The organism is Deltaproteobacteria bacterium (assembly GCA_022340465.1).
Classification (GTDB): domain Bacteria; phylum Desulfobacterota; class Desulfobacteria; order Desulfobacterales; family B30-G6; genus JAJDNW01.
The window spans coordinates 42,828-60,593 of record JAJDNW010000014.1 but is presented as its reverse complement, the minus strand read 5'-3'; the positions used below and the strand labels follow the sequence as shown (position 1 = coordinate 60,593).

General features: G+C 55.5%; 17 protein-coding genes. 12 read left to right on the top strand and 5 right to left on the bottom strand.

What is annotated here, in order from left to right:
• Positions 1-466 precede the first annotated feature (466 nt).
• On the top strand, positions 467-832 hold the full coding sequence (locus LJE94_02650) for a YkgJ family cysteine cluster protein (protein MCG6909007.1): 366 nt from the start codon (positions 467-469) through the stop codon (positions 830-832).
• Between the two features lie 122 nt (positions 833-954).
• On the opposite strand, the gene LJE94_02645 is transcribed toward LJE94_02650, so the two are convergent.
• From LJE94_02645 to LJE94_02635, 3 genes are all read right to left on the bottom strand, one after another.
• A complete protein-coding gene (locus tag LJE94_02645) occupies positions 955-1,242 on the bottom strand; it encodes a hypothetical protein (GenBank protein MCG6909006.1) in 288 nt (95 codons plus the stop codon).
• A 66-nt stretch (positions 1,243-1,308) separates the two neighbouring features.
• The gene (locus LJE94_02640; protein MCG6909005.1) at positions 1,309-1,521 is read right to left on the bottom strand and encodes a zinc-ribbon domain-containing protein; all 213 of its coding nucleotides are present in this window, start codon (positions 1,519-1,521) and stop codon (positions 1,309-1,311) included.
• A gap of 179 nt (positions 1,522-1,700) precedes the next feature.
• Complete coding sequence (locus LJE94_02635) at positions 1,701-1,991, bottom strand: hypothetical protein (GenBank protein MCG6909004.1); 291 nt, start codon at positions 1,989-1,991, stop codon at positions 1,701-1,703.
• 368 nt (positions 1,992-2,359) lie between these two features.
• Between LJE94_02635 and LJE94_02630 the strand changes: the two genes are divergently transcribed.
• The 3 genes from LJE94_02630 to LJE94_02620 all read left to right on the top strand — a co-directional run bounded on the left by LJE94_02630 (position 2,360) and on the right by LJE94_02620 (position 4,270).
• Positions 2,360-2,638 carry a PilZ domain-containing protein gene (locus LJE94_02630; protein MCG6909003.1) on the top strand — a complete coding sequence of 93 codons (279 nt, stop codon included), beginning with the start codon at positions 2,360-2,362 and terminating at the stop codon, positions 2,636-2,638.
• A 206-nt stretch (positions 2,639-2,844) separates the two neighbouring features.
• The gene (locus LJE94_02625) at positions 2,845-2,994 is read left to right on the top strand and encodes a hypothetical protein (protein MCG6909002.1); all 150 of its coding nucleotides are present in this window, start codon (positions 2,845-2,847) and stop codon (positions 2,992-2,994) included.
• 76 nt (positions 2,995-3,070) lie between these two features.
• A complete protein-coding gene (locus tag LJE94_02620) occupies positions 3,071-4,270 on the top strand; it encodes a multidrug effflux MFS transporter (protein MCG6909001.1) in 1,200 nt (399 codons plus the stop codon).
• Between the two features lie 68 nt (positions 4,271-4,338).
• Here LJE94_02620 and cls read toward each other — a convergent pair whose 3' ends face one another.
• Positions 4,339-5,766, bottom strand: coding sequence for a cardiolipin synthase (cls, locus tag LJE94_02615; GenBank protein ID MCG6909000.1), 1,428 nt, complete (start codon positions 5,764-5,766; stop codon positions 4,339-4,341).
• Between the two features lie 353 nt (positions 5,767-6,119).
• Here cls and LJE94_02610 point away from each other — a divergent pair, with 353 nt between their 5' ends.
• From LJE94_02610 to LJE94_02575, 8 genes are all read left to right on the top strand, one after another.
• Positions 6,120-6,971 (top strand): M23 family metallopeptidase, encoded by an 852-nt coding sequence (locus tag LJE94_02610; GenBank protein ID MCG6908999.1) that lies wholly within the window; start codon positions 6,120-6,122, stop codon positions 6,969-6,971.
• A 662-nt stretch (positions 6,972-7,633) separates the two neighbouring features.
• Positions 7,634-7,957, top strand: a complete 324-nt coding sequence (locus LJE94_02605) for a zinc ribbon domain-containing protein (GenBank protein MCG6908998.1) — start codon at positions 7,634-7,636, stop codon at positions 7,955-7,957.
• A gap of 112 nt (positions 7,958-8,069) precedes the next feature.
• Positions 8,070-8,849 (top strand): NAD-dependent deacylase, encoded by a 780-nt coding sequence (locus LJE94_02600; GenBank protein ID MCG6908997.1) that lies wholly within the window; start codon positions 8,070-8,072, stop codon positions 8,847-8,849.
• A 1-nt stretch (position 8,850) separates the two neighbouring features.
• Positions 8,851-11,847 (top strand): MMPL family transporter, encoded by a 2,997-nt coding sequence (locus LJE94_02595; GenBank protein MCG6908996.1) that lies wholly within the window; start codon positions 8,851-8,853, stop codon positions 11,845-11,847.
• Positions 11,848-11,899: 52 nt separating this feature from the next.
• On the top strand, positions 11,900-12,283 hold the full coding sequence (locus LJE94_02590) for a response regulator (GenBank protein ID MCG6908995.1): 384 nt from the start codon (positions 11,900-11,902) through the stop codon (positions 12,281-12,283).
• Positions 12,284-12,314: 31 nt separating this feature from the next.
• Positions 12,315-13,253, top strand: a complete 939-nt coding sequence (locus LJE94_02585; protein MCG6908994.1) for an NADH:ubiquinone oxidoreductase — start codon at positions 12,315-12,317, stop codon at positions 13,251-13,253.
• 12 nt (positions 13,254-13,265) lie between these two features.
• On the top strand, positions 13,266-14,762 hold the full coding sequence (locus tag LJE94_02580; protein MCG6908993.1) for a nickel-dependent hydrogenase large subunit: 1,497 nt from the start codon (positions 13,266-13,268) through the stop codon (positions 14,760-14,762).
• Positions 14,763-14,766: 4 nt separating this feature from the next.
• Positions 14,767-16,890, top strand: coding sequence for a PAS domain S-box protein (locus LJE94_02575; GenBank protein ID MCG6908992.1), 2,124 nt, complete (start codon positions 14,767-14,769; stop codon positions 16,888-16,890).
• A gap of 31 nt (positions 16,891-16,921) precedes the next feature.
• On the opposite strand, the gene LJE94_02570 is transcribed toward LJE94_02575, so the two are convergent.
• A complete protein-coding gene (locus tag LJE94_02570) occupies positions 16,922-17,764 on the bottom strand; it encodes a uridine kinase (protein ID MCG6908991.1) in 843 nt (280 codons plus the stop codon).
• Between the last annotated feature and the right edge of the window lie 2 nt (positions 17,765-17,766).

The following is a 17,766-nucleotide window of genomic DNA, read 5'->3' as shown; positions in this document are numbered from 1 at the left end:
TGGATTGATCTGATCGGAGGTCCGTGAAGATGCATGACGCGCAGAAACACACCGGAAGGTTGCATGGAGTTTTGCAAAAAATCGGAACCCGCAGTTCTATCCGTACATCCATCATCATTCCAATCATTTGAAATTAAAATGAAAAATAAACCATTTGCCCATGGCCTCCGACTTCTGGCTTTACCCTTGGAGCCTCGGCTCCTTGGACCCTTGAACCCTCAATGTAAAATACCTTTGTGTCCTTGGTGGCTTTGTGATTCGATTGCCCTTGCTTGAGGCATCCGACTTCTTAGAAGCCCCGCAGGGTAAAATTATTCTCTGCGTCCTCTGCGACTCGAGCGCAGCGGGCGGTTCAATTTCCCTTGCTCCTTGCTTCTGACTTCTGTCTTCTGCTTTTCCCGGTATGAAATGGCACGCCCCGTGCATTATGTTTTCGGATCACGTGACTTGAAATCGGGGAATGCCTATGTTGGACCGAATCCGTTTGCATTGCAGCGAGGTGAACCCGTGCATGCGCTGCGGCGCCTGCTGCGCTGCTTTTATCGTGCGGTTTCCGGCTGTGGAAATGATGCACGACAACGGGGGCTGGGTCCCCGAAGCGTTCGCCACGTCAATCGACGGCTCGATCTGTGCGATGAAGGGAACTGAATTGAAACACAAACGATGCACCGCACTGGAGGGTCAGATCGGTCATCGGGTGACCTGCACCATCTACGTATCGAGGCCCACCGTGTGCAGGAGTTTTGAGGCTTCCTGGCAGGAAGGCGCCAGGAATTACCACTGTGACAGGGCCAGGGCCCTTTACGGCCTGGCGCCGTTTGATTACTTGTAGCTGAGAACCCCGGTGTTGGGTGAATGCTGGAGTGAATTGAGCCGTTAAAACGCAAGCCGCCTTTTGGATACGCCCGCCAATCCCCGTCAGACCGGGGGTGGCGGGCGCCGGAGCGATTCGACTCAAACAGGGGCGTCTGCTCCGGTATTATAGTCCGGCATATCCTCCGCAATCCCGTTTTCCAGGATCGGATCGATCTCGATGGAAGGCCCGGCCTCTTTTTGCCCGCCCGGCGCCGTTTGAGCGGCGGCGGTTTTTCTACTGCCTTTTGAGCCTGCCTTCCCTGCTGCAGGTTTGGCTTTGGGCTTTTTGGGTTTCCCGATCCCGGCGGCGATCCTGTCGATCTCTTTAGAAAGCGCCGTGAGTCGGCTACTGACGGCTTGCAGATCTTTTTCCAGATTAATTTTCATCGAAACGACCCTCTTATAATAAATGGTTAAAAGACATTCTGTCTGTTGCTAACATGTTTCGCCGGCCTAGTATTCGCTTTCCTTTCTATTGCGATGCGGTACCCTCCGGTTCTTTGCCTCCCGTTTTCCGTCCAGATAAATGATTTTGGATTTGTTCCTGCGGCAGGCAGGGCAACGCCGAGGGGGCTCAAATCCCTTTTCGGCATAGCGAATTTGATCAGCAATACTGAACTCGAATTCATTTTCACACTGTATGCAGACAATGCGTTCACTTTCCATGACGACACTCCCAAAACGCTTCCCGTCTAAGCCAGGTGTTCATGTTTAAACCGGAACTCCCGATTCCCAATTATTTTCAATCGGAACTCCGGTATCTTGTTAATACCACCGCAGATCGGCCCCAAGGACCGGAACCGGACACAATTGCCGTATCGACAGAAGCCGCCGGCCCGCCATTATCACTCACGGGTCACCTCAAATTCCACCGCCACCAGGACAAGGGTTTCATCGGTTGTCATGACATGGCCCTTCACGTTCACCCGGCAGCCCGACATTTCCATCAAGTCAAAGCCCATTTCGTTATCCGCAATCTCGTATATGACACCGTCATCGCCGAACAATTGCCCCTCGTCGCTCACGACGCCGGAAACGGTTACCAATGGCTCCGACGATTGCGCAGAACCCGGGAACAGTGCCAGCAGGCATACGATCAGCGCCGAGATCGCGATTTCTTCCATGTGTTCGTTCATCTCCCGATCCTTTCCCTCTGGGCACATGCATATTAAGTGCCACCTGAGTTCAAATTAGACGCCATCAACGAACCGGGAGAAAGAATAACACCCCGGTGGACAGCCGGCACCCCTGGCATGGGGTTGCGTTATTCTTGACGTCGGGGGTAATTACTCCACACCGAAAAAGTTGATCAGAATCGGCTTGCTGAAATAGACGGCCTCGAGAAAGGCATTGCCGAAGCCTTCATACAGGCTGGGATAGGTGATGAAGTCCACGTGCTGAAACAGGTACATCCTAAATCCCAATTAGGCATTTAAAATCCACCGAAAACGTGGTAATGTTTGGCCAAAATTTGCTTTCACCTGCTCATTCTGAAAGGAGAGCCATGGCCGATCCTCACGATTTCGATCAGTTCAGAAGACGGGATTCCAGGAAGCCTTACAGCGCCGAAGTATATTTTTCGGTCGAAAATAAGGTTTACACCGCAACCGTCAAGAACATCAGCCGCGGCGGTGCGCTTATTCACACCGGAGGCATGCCCAGAATCGAACCGGGAGAGCAAATCATCATCACCATCCCCTTCACCGACAAATCAAAAAACGTCAAGCGTAGGGCCGAGGTTATGTGGGCGGGCAGCAAGATGATTGGCGTCCAGTTCATCTAACCCCCTTTTCGTGAGCAGCCTACGTCAGGATAACGTAAGTAAGCAAAGAATCTTCCATTTCACATGCGGATATGCAGCAATGCCGCCACAGGCTTGCAAGCTTCGGCAATCGCTTGGCTTTGATACTATATATGGCTTTTATCATTGACAAACCACTATATATTGTGATATGTACCCTCCCCAAAAAATAACACAGGGGAAGCGTCATGAACAGGACATCCCATTCCGACAATCACGGTCGGCGTTCCGGCATCGACAGGCGTCAATTCTCGTATGCCGCACACATTCCTGAACGGCGGGAGGACCAGGATAACAGGAGAAGTACGGACGACAGGCGTGCCAAACCGCGTCATTAGCATCGTCTTCCGGCAAGCGGTCACATCGAGGGGTTACGCTCATCAGCACGCGTGTACCGCTCGATCGGAGTCCTGATTGCGTCAAGATAGCCAATCCAGACAGACAATGATTCTGACCGGCGTGATCATGGCCACCGTTTCGGCCATGATGTCCACGCATTTGTACACCCCCAGCATGCCCCACCTGGTCGATTATTTCCAGACGACACCGGCCGTGGTTAAACTGTCGCTCAGCCTCAATGCCCTGGCGTTCGGCCTTATGCAACTGATCTACGGGCCCGTCTCCGACCGGTTCGGGCGGCGGCCGGTAATGCTGGCGGGCATGACCGGTTTCACTCTCGCCAGCCTGGCCTGTATCGCCTCCCAATCCATTTCCCAGCTTATTTTCCTCCGGATATTCCAGGGAATTTTTTCTGCGGCGGAGGCCGTACTCGTGTATGCCATCATCTACGATCTTTTTGAAGGTGCGCACAGGATCAGGGCGCTCGCCATCTACGGCATGGCCATCGCCCTGGCACCCGCCACCGCACCCATCGTCGGCGGGTACATCCACGTATGGCTCGGCTGGAGAGCCAACTTCGCCGTCATCGCCCTGTTCGGTGCGGTAACATCGCTGATCATCTGGCGCAACCTTCCGGAAACATCCCCACCCGGCCGATCGGATCTTCGCATCACCCGCATCGTCGGTGACTACGGCAACCTGCTGACCAACCCGCACTTCATGAACTATGCCGTGATGACCGGAGCCGGGTCGGGCATGATCCTGTCCATGGTGACATCCGCACCATTCATTCTGATTTCCCACCTCGGCGTACCCACCCAGACCTACGGATGGTTCATGATTGCACCGGTGCTGTCCTATGTGGTGTCCAACGGCATCACCCGCAAACTGGCCGGAGCCTTCGAGATGACCTTTATTCTGAAAATCGGTCTCGGGGTCACCGCCGCCGGCGCCCTGGGGCTGGCCGGATCGATATTCAGCGGGCATCTTGCGGCAACCGCTTTGACCCTGCTGTTTGCCGTGATGACCTTTGGGCTGGCCCCGGTTTTCGCCATCGCCCCCATGAAGGCCATGGACACCACCGACCGCCCCACCGGCGTGGCTTCGGCCATGGTAAACGCGGTTCCCATGTTCATGGCCAGCCTGGCCGCAGTCAGCCTGAGTGTTTTCCACGACGGTACCGCCAGACCGTTGGGCGGCACCATCGTCGGACTGCTGCTGATTGCCGCCGGGTCCCACGCCGGCGCTGCCAGGCGCAAAAAAACGGACCTATAACCAATAACAAGGTAAAAGCCGGCGCCATTCACCCCTGCCCTCACGGGCGGGATCCTCCGGCGCGGTTTTTATAGAATGGGGGACATCAGGCGTGCCAGGCGCGTCAGCACCTTGAAGCCGATGAAGCGGCTATCGATATCGGCCATGGTCACCCGGCGGCTCCGGGCAAAGTCGTTGGCCAGCATCGCTTCGACCCGGGAGGCCAACCGGCTGTCAAAAAATAGGGGGGTGACCTCGAAATTCAACCGGAACGACCGGTTGTCAAAATTGGCCGTGCCGACCGCGGATACGTCGTCATCCACCAGCAGAACCTTCTGGTGCATGAACCCGGCTGTGTAACGATAGAGCCGAACGCCCGCCGGCAGCGTCTCGCCGTAATAGGAAAAAGAGGCCAGGTACACCAGCAGATGGTCTGGCTTTTCCGGCAGCAGGATGCGCACATCCACCCCGCGCAGGGCGGCCAGTTGAATCGCGGTGAGCGTCTGACGGTCGGGAACGAAGTACGGGCTTGCGAGCCACACCCGGTTTTTGGCGGAATTGAACGCATGCACGAACATGAGACCGCAGGTGTCGAAATCGTCTGCGGGCCCTGAAGCCACCACGTGACACACCTCTCCCTCCGTGTTGCCGATCTCTGGATTCCAGTTGAGCTCCGGGATGGTGCCGTCGGCCCAGTACCAGTCTTCCAGAAAGCTGTATTGCAGGCATTGCACGGCAGGGCCGGTCATCTTTACATGCGTGTCCCGCCAGGCACCGAAGCGGGCGCTTTGGCCGAGGTATTCATCTCCCACATTATGGCCGCCCACGTAAGCCGACTTACCGTCGACCACCACAATCTTCCGGTGGTTGCGAAAATTGAGCTGAAATTTGTTGGCCCTGCCTTTGGTCGTTCTAAAAGGCACGGCAGCGGCACCCGCCTGGCGCAGCTCTTGTATATAGGCGTCCGGAAGCTTGTGACTGCCGATCTCATCGTATAAAAAGTAGACGCGGATACCTTCTTGCATCCGTTTGAGCAGCTTCCGCTTCAACCGTCTGCCCAGCGTGTCGTCATGCACGATGAAAAATTGTATCAAGATGTATTCGGTTGCCGAATCGATGCCGGCAAAGATGCCCGCGAACGTTTCGGTGCCGTCGATCAGCAGGTCCGCCGTGTTGAACCGGGTCGGCGGCAGGTCACTCATATTTGCCAGGGCCCTTGCCTGCCGATGGCGGGCTTCGTCGATCACCCCTTTTTCTTCAAAAACCGCCTTCATATTTTCGATGACGTGCCGCACCTGGACGTCGGTCGAATTCCTCAGTTTGACATGCCCTCTGAACTTGTTGCGGCCGAAAATCCAGTAAAGCGGGACCACGGCAACGGGCATCGCCACCAGGGAAACCACCCAGGCAATGGCCCCTTGGGACGTCCGCGAGGTCATGATGGCGTCGATGGCCGATACCACCCCCACGATTTCAAAAAAGGCCACGATGGCGCCGATGACGATGGTCAGTTCCATAATGGCAGCATGCCACAATCACCTGGAGCTCTCAACCACAAACAGGCCGGTTTACGTTTTAGGTTTTACGTCTTGAGTGGCGTTTCACTTTTTCGATTTTGAGTCACCTGTCTTCACTCTATTGGAAAATGAACATCGAGCATCCAACGTCGAATGCGGTTTATTCGCATACTGTATTCAGGTTTTCCGGAAAATCAGCTAAAAGCAAATGGCCGACCGTTCGATGTTGGACGTTCCCCGACCTCTGACTACGCCTTTCAGGCGGGGATGGATGCAGATGCACAGCCCCCCGGAAGAACCGTGAAATTTTGTACCATTGCAATGCCCGCCCAAAAACGTTATGGATGCTTTCCATGATAATCTTTTCCTCTCTCCACATCTGCCGCCGCTGCTGTGTACTCGCACTTGCGCTGCTCCTGGCGGCGCCCGTTTCCCGGGCAATGGAACTCCATCTCCCGCAAAGATCCTTCCAGGGCGACCTGGTGGTCGGCAGGGCGATTCCCGGGTCCCGCCTGCGCGTCAACGGCAGGGATCAAACCGTGAGCCCGCAGGGATATTTCGTGCTTGGGTTTTCCAGAGACCTGAAGCGGGACCTCATGGTAACCGCTCGCTATAAAAAGAAAACTACCGTCCACACCATTCAAACACTCAAGTACGCGTGGAACGTGCAGCACATCGACGGACTGGCAGGCAATTACGTCGATCCGGGGCAGGAAGAGCGTCGCCGCATCGCAGCGGATCGCCAAAAAATCAGCGCCGTGCGCCGCATGTCTCCCTACGCGCTGCCGCTGTTCCTGAAAAAAGGGTTTGTCCTGCCGGTCAAAGGCAGAATTTCAGGGGTTTTCGGAAGTCAGCGCGTGCTCAACGGCGAGCCGCGCTCGCCCCATGCCGGTCTGGACATCGCCGCCCCTCTGGGAACGCCGGCCCGCAGCCCCGCAGACGGGATCGTCCTGCTGGTCGCCGAAGACACGTTTCTCATGGGCAATGTGCTGATGATCGACCACGGCCTGGGGGTTAGCTCGATTTTCATCCACCTGGACAGCGTCGCCGTTGGGGAAGGCGACCTGGTTCGCCAGGGTGAGATCGTCGCCCGTGTCGGCCGGACAGGCCGCGCCACCGGACCGCATCTCCACTGGGGTGTCAGCGTGGGCCGCACGCCCGTCGACCCCATGCGCATTGTCGGCAAAAAGTTCATTCGACCCTGATCTCACCTGCTATAGATGCCACGGCCCATAGTGCCCGGCATCGGTCACATCCTGGGAGGGTGTTGTCTCTATACTGCTGAAGCATGTAAATCCTAAATCCAAATATCGAAATTCTAAACAAATCCAAATATCAAATGACACAAAATGAAACCAAACGGCTGGTGGCTTACATACACTTTTTGATCATTTGAATTTTGGCCATTCGATATGGTTTGGGATTTCGGGTTTTCGTGCTTGGAATTTTAGTATCGCTATTACCGGCACAGGCAAATTTCTCCGACCGGGCCCGGAGAACCCGTTTTATCATGCCGGTTTAAAAGGGTTGCAACACGTAAGTTATGTGTGTTGACCTGCCGGCGCAGCCATTTTATACTTACGCTGCTATGCATGGCACACCCGACAACTCCGGCTACCACTGGAAACGCTTCCGCAAGGTGCGCTGGTTTTTCTTCAAGGTACTGCTGCAGGCCCTCTGGCGGGACGTTATTTTGAACTATCCCCTTCTGCGGTGGCCGCGCTCCCTGACAAGCGGGGAGTCGTCGTCAAAGTCCTTTCCGCAGCGGTATTTCTGTGGGAAATTCGAAAAAGCTGATTGCCCCCCACCTTGGGGGTTTATTCCGGGAAGGAAGTAGTGTAAAATTCGGCCGGACAACCGGCGGGGAATGAAAAAAATGCCTGTTTACGAATATGAACATCTTGAAAAACCCTGCAGCCTGGGAAGCGTGTTCGAAGCCACCCAGTCTCTGGAGGAAAAGCCTTTGAAAGCGTGCCCGGTTTGCGGCGGACCGGTCAGAAAGCTGATATCCCTGGTGGGCATCAGCGCCCCCAAAACGAACGGTGAGCTACGGGACCTGGGGTTCACCAAACTGGTGAAGAGGGACGACGGGGTGTATGAAAACGTCACCGCACGTGACGGCGAGAGCCGCTACATGCACCGGGACAAGCCCGAAACCATGCCGGACCTCTCCAAAACGATCAAAGACTAATATCGCTTCGCGATATTGGATATGCGGCCTTGCCGCTAGAAAAGCACCTCGATTTCTTTGTGGGCTTTGTGCCTCTGTGGTCGACAGAATAGCTGCGAAAGGAGCCCTGCGCATGGATGAAATTAACGCACAGATAGAGGAAGCGGCGCAATTGATCCGCCGGTCGAACAAGGTGTTGGTTTTCACAGGGGCGGGCGTCAGCACGGAGTCGGGCATACCCGATTTCCGGGGGCCCGACGGCATTTGGACCAAGTTCGATCCCGAGGACTTTACGATCCAAAAATTCCTCGAGGACAAAAGGGCCCGCAGGCTGCACTGGTCCCTGCTGGCGGATGGCGAACTGTCCATGTTCAAAGCCGAACCGAATCGCGCCCACCTGGCCATAACGGACCTCGAAAGAAGCGGCAAGCTCTGCGGTGTCGTCACCCAGAACGTCGACGGCCTGCATCAGAAGGCCGGCACGTCGGATGAAATGGTTTTCCAGCTGCACGGCGACCTGAGTCACGCCAAGTGCCTGAAGTGTCACAGCCGTTATCCCATGCAGACCGTGGCAGGATGGATGGAAAGCGGCATCGAAGAACCGGTGTGCGAAAAATGCAACGGCATGCTCAAGCCGGATGCGGTCCTGTTCGGCGAGCAGCTGCCCATTGGCGTGCTGTCGGAAGCGGAGCGCCGTTCCAGAGAATGCGACCTCTGTGTCGTTCTGGGATCGACCCTGTCCGTTTACCCTGCCGCACTCATTCCCAGGTTTGCCCGCGAAAGCGGAGCCAAACTGGTGATCGTCAACCTGGGGCCCACTGAATTGGACCACCTGGCGGACATCCGCATCGAGGGCAGTGCCGGAGAAATCATGCCGAAAATCATCGCCGGTGTCAGGAAGAAACCCCGATAGAATGGAACAAGAACCCATTCATGCCAACTTGGACCGGAGGCTCTTTGCGGAATTCTTGCAGGGCATTCTGAAAAGGCCGCTTGCGGTCATTCTGATCTTCGCGGCGATCACGGTCGGCTTCGGATGGCGCATCCCCGGCATTGCATTTCGAACGTCCGTCTACGATATGGTGGTGGACCGTTCGCCCGAAACCGCCAGTTACAACACCTTCAAAGCGATATTCGGTTCCGATGAAATTATACGGGTCGTTGTACGCACGGATGGAATTTTCAAGCGGCAGAATTTCGGTCTCGTGGAAAAAATGTCCGCCGCTCTCCAGAAGCTCCCGGGAATAAAGCGGGTTATCAGCCTGCCCGAGATTAAAAAAGCCGTCGAAATGTCGCGGAAGTGGGAACTGAAGAGGTTCAGAGCGATCATTCAACCCGTCGACCTGTTTAAAAAGAATCTCCTCTCGGAAGATCTGAAAACGACGGTTCTAACCGTCGTCCTGAACATCGATGCGGACAAGGAGCAGGTCATACACGATATCCAGGCCCTCATCGACGACGTCCCCGAGCCCGTTACCAGCTACCAGATCGGCATGCCGCTGGTATCTCAGGCGATGGCCCGCTACACCGAGAAAGATTTCAAACGCCTGCCGCTCATCACCCTCTTGCTGGTCGCCGGCCTCCTGTGGATCCTCTTTCGCAATATCGCGGTGACCGTCGTGGTGCTGGGAACGGTGATGTCGGCTCTGGTATGGACGATCGGGCTGATGGGTTGGTTACGGGTCCCCCTGTCTATGATGACCATGGTTGTGCCTGTTTTCCTGATCGCCGTGGGAACGGCGTACTGCATGCACATCATCGCCACCTATTTTACCTGCTGCCGGCATACCGGCTCGCGCTACCATGCGGTAATAGAAGCCTATGGCGCCGTTTTGCTGCCGACCATCCTGACGGTCCTGACAACGGTTATCGGCCTGACCTCCCTGCTGGTCAACCGCATGCAGGCCATTCACGAATTCGCACTGCTTTCCTGTTTCGGCATGCTCAGCCTTCTGGTCATCCTGCTAACCGCTTTTCCGGCGGCCCTTCTCCTGGTTCCCCCGCCCAAGCGGCAGGGGGGGGGCCGGAAAAACGGCGGCGGCTTCGAAAAACTCCTCGAATTGATCGTGAAGGTCAATCTGGAAAAGCGCACACCCGTCCTGCTTTCCATCTGCGGGCTGGTGGTGCTGGGCATCGCCGGCATCTTTTTCATACATGTCGAAACCAACCCCATGGGTTTTTTCAAACCCCGCACGTCAATCAGCCGGCACTTTCACGATATTTACAAAGACCTTTCGGGAAGCTTTCCCGTCAATGTCGTCATGGACGGCGGGGAGGATGATTTTTTTGAAAACCCGCTCAACATCGCCCGCATCGAGAAGCTCCAGCATTATCTGGAAACCCTGCCGGGGATCGACAAGACCGTGTCTTTCGCGGATTATATGCAGCTGGTGAACTACGCCATGAATCAGTACAAGCCGGATTATTATACATTGCCCGCCGAAGGCTTCGAGGTCCGCATGCTGATCAACAGCTACAAGACCATGCTGGGCGACGACATGCTGACCCGGTTTATGAACCCCGCCTTTTCCAAGGCCAACGTCATGCTGCTGACCCACATTTCCAGTTCACGGGATTTCTTAGCCCTCAGAGACACCATTCTGGACCACGTCAAAATGGAATTTCCCGATATCCCCGATTGGGAAGTGACCGGGTTCGGCATGGTGGCCGCGGCCAGCAGCCATCTCCTGACGTGGGGCCAGGCCAAGAGTTTCGCCTTGACCATGGTTTTTATTTTCGTGATCATGCTGATTCTTTTCCTGTCCACCAAGGTCGGATTTATCGCCATTCTGCCGAACGCTTTTCCGATCGTCATGACTTTCGGCATTATGGGTTGGTTCGGGATCCACCTGTCCATGGTAACCAGCCTGATTGCAAGTATCGCCATCGGGCTCGCCGTTGACGACACCATTCACTATCTGTACCGGTACAACCGGGAATTCAAAAAGGATCTGGATAAGGACCGCGCCCTTAAAGACGCCGTGATGCATGTCGGACGGCCGGTTCTCTGCACGACCATGATCATCGGCCTGGGGTTTGCGGTTCTGCTTTTTTCCAGTTTCAAGCCCACGTCGGAATTCGGTCTTTTAATGCTCATCACCATGCTGGCGGCGCTGGCGGGAGACCTGGTGATCCTGCCAGCCTTGATGCTCAAGGTCGAGCTTGTTACCGCCTGGGATCTGCTGAAGCTGATGCCGACATTGAGCGGCATTTCGGGCTCGGCCGCGCATGAGTTGAACCAGCCCCTGAATGCGATCAAAATGGGCAGCGACTACCTGAAAATGGTCTCCCAGCAAGCAACCTCCGTCGAAGCGGGTCGGATCTCCCGCGTGTCGAACGAGATAGGAACGCAGGTGGACCGGGCATCCGAGTTGATTCGCCGGTTGACGGCTTTCGGCAGCCAGCCCGGCTTCAGCAGGGAGCCCACCGACGTCAACAAGGCCATTCTCGAGGCCATCGTGCTGGTCGAAAACCGGCTGAAGATCGAAGGCATCGATATTCAGCTTGATTTGGATGACACCATACCCTATATTTACGCTCATCCTAAAAAAATCAGTGAAGTCGTTTTCAATCTCCTGGTCAATGCCTGTGAGGCCATAGCCGTGAAGAAATCCGCCGCCGGGGAAATGCACAGCGAATCGCGAATAACGATCCGGACAGCGGCCCGTAGGAATTACGTCAACGTGCGGTTGGCCGACAACGGCATCGGCATCCCCGCCCATCTGGTCCATAGAATAACGGAGCCTTTCTTCACGACAAAGGCCACGGGAAGCGGCAAGGGGCTCGGCCTCACTGTCTGCAGAGAAATCGTGAAAAGCTACAACGGTCGTTTCGAAATAAAAAGTGAACCGGGCCGGCGAACTGAATTTATCCTGTTTTTTCCTGCCCATGCAGCACCGGTTCGGCAGTGACTCCCGGCGTGGGGTGAACACCTCCCTGAACTCATGAAAGGTGAAATGGCTCATGCGTAAGGCGCTCGTTATCGACGATGAACAACCGACCCTGTTTATGTTCAATCTTTTTCTCGAAGCCTTTGGTTACGAAGCCCTTACAGCGGAGAATGCGGCGGACGGAATCGCGCTGTTTAACAAGGAACGGCCGCCGATTGTCTTCACCGATATTAAAATGCCGGGCATGGACGGCCTATTGGCCCTCGAGAAGCTCAAGTCCATCGATCCCTCCGTGCAGGTGATCGTCATGACCGGCCATGGCGATCAGGATTTGATGAAACAGGCCATGGAGCTGAATGCCACAGCGTTTTTGCACAAGCCTATAGAGCGGGAGGAACTGGAGAAGGCCCTTGCAAAGGCGGAGGACAACCTTTCTCAGTGGGATTTGAACAAATAGGTATTAATGTATCGACAGGGGGTATAGAGGCATGCAAAAGACGCTTTTCTGGTTGCAGTGCGGCGGATGCGGCGGAGACACATGGTCGATGTTCAACATCGAATCACCGAACCTTTCCGAACTGTTGGCTTCCCTCGACATAGAAGTATTGTGGCATCCCGCCATATCCGTCAAAAGCCGTGCGGATCAGCGGCAATTGGTGTCGGACCTTTTGGCCGGGCGGCAGCGGCTCGATTTTCTCTGTATCGAAGGCGCCATCATCCGCGGCCCCCGGGGAACAGGGTCCTATGACCTGGTCAATGGAAAGCCGAAAAAAGACCTCGTCGCCGCTCTGGCACGTCAGGCCCGGTACGTCGTTGCCGTAGGAACATGCGCCAGCTTCGGCGGTTTCGGAACCGACAGTGAAATCGAAGCGACCGGAATGCAGTTTTTAAAATGGGAAAAGGGCGGCTTTATGGGTGAAGCGTTTCAATCCAAAAGCGGTCATCCCGTAATCAACCTGCCGGGATGCCCGTGCCACCACGACATCATCGGCGGCACCCTTGCCATGCTGGCTTCCGATGCGACCTTGAACCTGACGGAGCACCAGTCACCCGCGGAGTGGTACAACATCATGGTCCACCAGGGATGTACGCGCAACGAATATCATGAATACCGGGTGGAAGACAAACGCTTCGGCGAAAAGGGGTGCATGTTTTTTCACCTGGGGTGCCACGGTCCTCTGGCGCACGGACCGTGTAACAAGCTGCTCTGGCAACGGCTTTCTTCAAAGACGCGGATCGGCGTCCCCTGTTTCGGCTGCACACGCCCGGACTTTCCGCAGCCGTATCCTTTTTTCGAAACCCGCAATATCGAAGGAATTCCGATCGAGCTTCCGGAAGGCGTCAACCGCGCCCATTATATGGCCTACAAGGGCATGGCCGCAGCGGCCGCCCCTCAACGTTTGAAAACCAGAAAAACCGGCATATAGGATGGAGTATAGATGACGCGTAAAGTTGAAATTTACCCGGTAAACCGGGTCGAGGGCGATCTGGAAATCGCCGTCGACCTGGAGGACAACGTCGTGGCCGATGCGCGCAGCGTCGGAACCATGTACCGTGGATTTGAAAATATCATGACAGGCCGCGCCCCCCTTGACGGGTTGGTCATAACGCCCCGCATCTGCGGCATCTGCAGCACATCCCATCTTCACGCGGCAGCCAGGGCGCTTGACAAGATTTACGATGTAGCGGTTCCGCGTCAGGCCACATATATAAGAAACGTTGCCGCGATGACGGAAATGCTCCAAAACGATATCCGCCATGCCTTTCTGCTGTTTATGCCCGACTTCACCGATGCCGCCTATCGGCAGGAGCCGCTCCATGCCGAAGTGGTCAAACGGTACACACCGCTCAAAGGGACCTCCGTACGGCAGGCCATTAACGAAACCCGCGATGTGCTGGGAATCATCGCCATCCTCGGAGGCCAGTGGCCGCACTCCTCGTTTATGGTCCCCGGCGGTGTCGTGTCCGTACCGAACATCAACGAGTTGAACCGGTGCTCCTACCTCCTCAACAATTTCAAACGCTGGTACGAGCGTCAGATACTGGGGTGCAGCCTGGAAAGGTGGCGCGCCGTGCAGTCAAAAGCCGATTTGCTTGCCTGGCTCAAGGAAAGCGACGCTCACTTAAAAAGCGATCTGGGGCTTTTCATACGGTTTGCGACAAAGATCGGATTACACCGGACCGGCAAAGGCCACGGCAACTTCATCAGCTTCGGCATCCCGATTGCCGGCGGTCAAAAAGGGGGCGAAAAAAGGTTTTTAACCGGCGGTGGATTTTATGCGGACAAGCGCCTGTTCCCTATGGATCAGGAAAACATCACCGAAGACCTTTCCCACTCATGGTTTGTCGAAAACGGAAAAAGCAAGCATCCTTATAACGGGGAAACATTGCCGTATGCCACCGGCAGTGAAGACCTCAAATATTCATGGGCCAAGGCCCCGCGCTATAACGGGAAACCGGCGGAAACGGGACCTCTGGCGGAAATGGTCGTTGCCGCCGATCCTCTTTTCATCGATTTCCTGCACACGGACGGCCCGAGCACGTTCATCAGGCAGTTGGCCAGAATGGTCAGGCCGGCACTCGTCATTCCCGCCGTTCAGCATTGCATCGCCACCGCCCGGTCTAAGCCCGAACAATACTACCGCGACCATGGCGGCATCGAAAATCAGCAGGGGCACGGTCTGGTCGAAGCGCCCCGGGGAGCGCTGGGGCATTGGGTCAGGATCAAGGACAACAAAATCCTGTCCTACCAGATTATAACCCCGACCGCCTGGAATGCCTCACCCCGCGGGACTGACGACGTCAGGGGCCCCTGGGAGGAGGCGCTGATCGGAACAAGGCTCAAAAACCCCCAGAATCCGCTGGAGGTCAATCATGTCGTGCGATCGTTCGATCCGTGCCTCGTTTGCACCGTACACGCCATTGACTTAAGGTGACGCCATGGGAAACATCGCCGTTTTACCGACAAAACCCGCAGCCGTGCCGGAAGGGTCTTTCGAAGATCTGGCCAGGGAAAATGAGCTGTTGCGCAGGGAGATTCGTGAAGCCCGCAAAGCAGCCGAAATTACCGCCGACCTTGTCGTCAAGCAGTTTGAAGAGACGGAAAGCGTTCTGCAACGTTTTCAGGTTGCCAATGCCCAGCGCAAAACGGTGCTCGACTCGGCCACCCAAATATCCATCATCGCCACGAACCCAAAGGGGGTCATCACCGTTTTTAACAAGGGTGCCGAAAACATGCTGGGTTACCGGGCCGACGAAGTCATCGGGCATCACACCCTTTTGCTTCTTCATCTGAAGTCGGAAATGGATATCCGCAGCCGGTTGATTGGCAAGGGGCGGAAACGGCCGTTGGAAAACCTTGATCTGTTTTTCGCTTTTGCGGCCGAAGATCCGCTCGGATACTATGAATGGACCTATGTGCATAAAAGCGGCAAACACATCCCCGTCAGAATGTCCACCAATGCGTTGCGCGGCCCCTACGGATCGGTCGAAGGGTTGTTGTGCATCGCCCTCGATGTCAGTGAAAAAAAAAGGTCGGAAAAGGCGCTCATGGAGAGCGAGCGCAAATACCGCATCCTCGTCCGCAACCTGCCCAATGTCGTTTACAAGGGCTACCTGAATGGAGACATCGATTTTTTCGACGACAAAATTGAAACGCTCACCGGCTACAGCCGGGAGGACTTTTCTTCGCGCAGGGTGAACTGGTTCGACCTCGTCCACGAAAACGACCTGGAATACGCCAAGGATATTTTCAAACAGGCGCTTATAACGGACCAGATGTACATCAGGGAATACCGGTTTAAATCAAAAAACGGCGACGTTGTCTGGGTGGAAGAGGGCGGCCAGATCATATACGGCGAAGACGGCGAAGTCGAGTTTATCACCGGTGCTTTTCTGGACATCACGGAACGCAAGCTGGCTGAAAGGGCATTGCACGAATCGGAAAAAAATTACCGATCGCTGTTCGACAGCGGCCCCAATCCCATCTTCGTACTGGACAAGGATCATTTCATCATTCTCGACGCCAACCCCAGCGCCGAAGAGACTTACGGCTACAGCAAGGAAGAACTTGTCGGGCGACCGTTTTCAGAGCTCGGGATGGCCAGCGAGGAACATTTCAATGAAAAAATGAAGCTGGGCATCGCCCGGTTCGAAGAAAGCTTGAGCGCGTGCGTGGTCAGTTTGAAGGAGCAGCATTTCAGAAAAAACAAGCAACCGTTCTACGTGCGGGTGACGGCATGCCCGACCCGCTACCACCAGACACAGGCGGTTATCGTCGCCGTGACGGATATAAATGAGCTGCTCGAAAAGGATGCCCAACTGGCTCAGGCAAACAAGATGGCCACCCTCGGCCAGATGTCGGCGGGCGTTGCCCATGAGCTCAACCAGCCCTTGAACGTTATCAAAATGGGCAGCGAGTACATGCAAATGATGATTGAAAAGCAGCACGGCAACCTGCAGCCGCAGCTCATCGAAGTTGCCAGACAGGTGAGCGACCAGGTCGATCGCGCCTCCGAAATCATCAAACTGCTGCGTGAATTCGGCCGCAAACCCGGTTACAAAAAGGAGCACGTCAACGTCAATACGGTCATTGAAGCGGTCCTCGGCATTATCGGCCAGCAGCTTAAACTTCACGACATCGACATTGTCGTCGACCTCGACGAGTCGATTCCGACCATAATGGCGCAAAGCAACCGCATGGAACAGGTCTTCTTCAATTTGTTGGCCAATGCCAGCGATGCGATTCTCAAAAAACGTGAAGCCTCCGATAAGGCCGCCCCCCAAAGGATTGAAATTTCCACCCGCCATGATCGGGAGCATGTCGTCATAACCGTATCGGACACGGGCATCGGCATCCCGGAAGAAAACAGGGAGAATATTTTCGAACCCTTCTTTACGACCAAGGAGATAGGCAAAGGGATGGGGTTGGGGCTTTCCATTATTTACGGCATCGTAAAAGAGTACGGTGGCGAAATCGAGATCGAAAGCGTGCCGGGGAAAGGAACGTCGTTCAAACACATCTTTCCCGTCGCCGACTCAAAGACGCCCGTCGCAGCGCAATGACAGGCGTCCACGAATGGGTGCGTATCTTTCCTCAATCACCCGGTTGCTGTTTGAAGATGACGGTCCCCACATGCTCGCCGTTCAGCGCCCTGGTAATGTTGCCGGGAACCATCCCGTTGATGATCTGAACGTGTTCTACGACCTCGCTGTTCTGGATGATCTCCAGGCATGGCCGCTCGATGACCAGGTCGTCCTGGTCCCTTTCCATCAGGTCCCGGGCGCCTATCCTGGGTATGAATTCGGCATCCGGGTTCTTTTTGGGATCTTCCGTGTACAATCCGTTTTCATCCTTGACAAAGATGATCCGCCGCGATCCGATCAGATCCCCCAGAATCACCAGCCCCACATCGGTCCGGTGGGTGGGGATCCGCCCTTTTTCCGGCTTGATGGCAAAGTAGTCATAGGGCGGCATGCCGTGCATGACGGGAATGATGCCTTCGGCAAAATAGGTGGGCAGTTTGACGATATCGCTGTGGGATATTTTGATCCCGCCCCAGGGTGACAGCAGGGTAGCCACCATCAGGGCGTTCTGATCGGAAATCATGCTGCCGAAACGCGCGATGATGCCCGTGGGCATGCCCATTTCCAACCCTATGGTATAGATGTGCCTGCTTCTGGTGCCGCCGCCGGTGGTGATGAGGATCTTGTTGTTTTCCCGGTTGGCAACGATCTCTTTCAGGATGGCGGGAAGGGCCTTTACCCCCCGGTCGCAGATGGACTGCCCCCCGATTTTCATCACGGCGACATCCGGGTAGAGACGCTCCTGTGGAGCGATGTCCAGGTTGTCGATGAACGCCTTGCTCACCAGGCTTTCACCCATCAGACGGCTTTTCACGTGCAGTCTTTTGCCATCCTTGTCACGAACCAGTGCCATGC

Coding starts and splice junctions, on each gene's coding strand:
- LJE94_02650 (MCG6909007.1), top strand. CDS start 467: ATGTTGGACCGAATCCGTTTGCATTGCAGCGAGGTGAACCCGTGCATG.
- LJE94_02645 (MCG6909006.1), bottom strand. CDS start 1,242: ATGAAAATTAATCTGGAAAAAGATCTGCAAGCCGTCAGTAGCCGACTC.
- LJE94_02640 (MCG6909005.1), bottom strand. CDS start 1,521: ATGGAAAGTGAACGCATTGTCTGCATACAGTGTGAAAATGAATTCGAG.
- LJE94_02635 (MCG6909004.1), bottom strand. CDS start 1,991: ATGAACGAACACATGGAAGAAATCGCGATCTCGGCGCTGATCGTATGC.
- LJE94_02630 (MCG6909003.1), top strand. CDS start 2,360: ATGGCCGATCCTCACGATTTCGATCAGTTCAGAAGACGGGATTCCAGG.
- LJE94_02625 (MCG6909002.1), top strand. CDS start 2,845: ATGAACAGGACATCCCATTCCGACAATCACGGTCGGCGTTCCGGCATC.
- cls (MCG6909000.1), bottom strand. CDS start 5,766: ATGGAACTGACCATCGTCATCGGCGCCATCGTGGCCTTTTTTGAAATC.
- LJE94_02610 (MCG6908999.1), top strand. CDS start 6,120: ATGATAATCTTTTCCTCTCTCCACATCTGCCGCCGCTGCTGTGTACTC.
- LJE94_02605 (MCG6908998.1), top strand. CDS start 7,634: ATGAAAAAAATGCCTGTTTACGAATATGAACATCTTGAAAAACCCTGC.
- LJE94_02600 (MCG6908997.1), top strand. CDS start 8,070: ATGGATGAAATTAACGCACAGATAGAGGAAGCGGCGCAATTGATCCGC.
- LJE94_02595 (MCG6908996.1), top strand. CDS start 8,851: ATGGAACAAGAACCCATTCATGCCAACTTGGACCGGAGGCTCTTTGCG.
- LJE94_02590 (MCG6908995.1), top strand. CDS start 11,900: ATGCGTAAGGCGCTCGTTATCGACGATGAACAACCGACCCTGTTTATG.
- LJE94_02585 (MCG6908994.1), top strand. CDS start 12,315: ATGCAAAAGACGCTTTTCTGGTTGCAGTGCGGCGGATGCGGCGGAGAC.
- LJE94_02580 (MCG6908993.1), top strand. CDS start 13,266: ATGACGCGTAAAGTTGAAATTTACCCGGTAAACCGGGTCGAGGGCGAT.
- LJE94_02575 (MCG6908992.1), top strand. CDS start 14,767: ATGGGAAACATCGCCGTTTTACCGACAAAACCCGCAGCCGTGCCGGAA.
- LJE94_02570 (MCG6908991.1), bottom strand. CDS start 17,764: ATGGCACTGGTTCGTGACAAGGATGGCAAAAGACTGCACGTGAAAAGC.